General features: G+C 71.0%; 1 protein-coding gene. It reads left to right on the plus strand.

The genetic code is table 11. The annotated features are described in order from the left end of the window. Window positions 1-94 precede the first annotated feature (94 nt). Entirely contained in the window at window positions 95-1,219 is a 1,125-nt protein-coding gene (locus AB0M88_RS53295) for a PQQ-dependent sugar dehydrogenase (RefSeq protein ID WP_364116350.1), read from the plus strand. Window positions 1,220-1,305 lie beyond the last annotated feature (86 nt).

The following is a 1,305-nucleotide window of genomic DNA, read 5'->3' on the forward strand; positions in this document are numbered from 1 at the left end:
GTCGCGCCCGACGACGGCTTCGCCGGCGGCGTTCGCGGCCGGAACTCATCAACGCGGCAACGTGCTCCTCGCTGGGCCGTGGCAGGGTGGGTTGATGACCTCACGTTCGCGCACGTGCCTGGTCGTCGTGGCGGCCGGTGTCCTGGCGGCGTGTTCGTCGCCGGCGGCCGCTCCCCCGGCCGCTCCCCCGGCCGCTCCGACGTCGGCACCGACGAGCGGAGCACCGGCGTCCGCGGCGCCGTCCGGCAAATCGGGAAAGCCCGATTTGTCCAAGTCGCGGACCGTCGCCAGCGATCTCGAGGTGCCCTGGGGGCTGGCCTTCCTACCCGACGGCTCAGCCCTGGTCAGCGAGCGCGAGAAGGCCGACATCCTCCAGATCCCGGCCACCGGGGGCACACCGAGGAAGGTCTACCGGATGCCCGGCGTCGACCCGGCCGGCGAGGGCGGCCTCCTCGGGATCGCGGCCGACCCGCACTACGCGCAGAACAAGTGGCTCTACGCGATGTTCACCGCCCCGGACGACAACCGGATCGTCCGGTTCAAGCTCGACGACGGCGGCAAGCCGCAGGTCATCCTCAAGGGCATCACCAAGAACGTGATCCACAACGGTGGGCGGCTGGCCTTCGGCCCGGACGGCTACCTGTACGCGGGGACCGGTGACGGCGGCACCGGCGGCGGCCCCTCGCAGAGCAGGACCGACCTCAACGGCAAGATCCTGCGCCTGACCACGGACGGCAAACCGGCGCCCGGCGACCCGTTCCCGGGCTCGCCGGTCTTCAGCTACGGCCACCGCAACGTGCAGGGCCTGGCCTGGTCGTCCGACGGCACGATGTACGGCATCGAGTTCGGCCAGGACACCTGGGACGAGGTCAACATCATCAAGCCGGGGAGGAACTACGGCTGGCCCGACGTCGAGGGCAAGGCCGGAAACCCGAAGTACGAGGACCCGATCGTGCAGTGGCACACCGACGACGCCTCGCCGTCGGGCGCCGCGGTCTGCGGCCGCACGCTGTACGTCGCCGGGCTCCGGGGCGAGCGGCTGTGGACGGTCCCCCTCGACGGCGGCGCCCCGAAAGCGGTGTTGACGGGCAGGTACGGCCGCTTGCGTACGGTCGCGGTCGCGCCGGACGGCGCGCTGTGGCTGACCACCTCGAACCGGGACGGCCGGGGTGATCCGAAGTCGGGCGACGACAAGGTCCTGCGGTTCCCCGCCTCGTAGATCGCGGAGAAGCCTCGTAGATCGCGGAGAAGCCTCGTAGATCGCGGAGAAGCCTCGTAGATCGCGGAGAAGCCTCGTAGATCGCG

It is taken from the genome of Actinoplanes sp. NPDC051411, assembly GCF_040682075.1.
GTDB lineage: Bacteria > Actinomycetota > Actinomycetes > Mycobacteriales > Micromonosporaceae > Actinoplanes.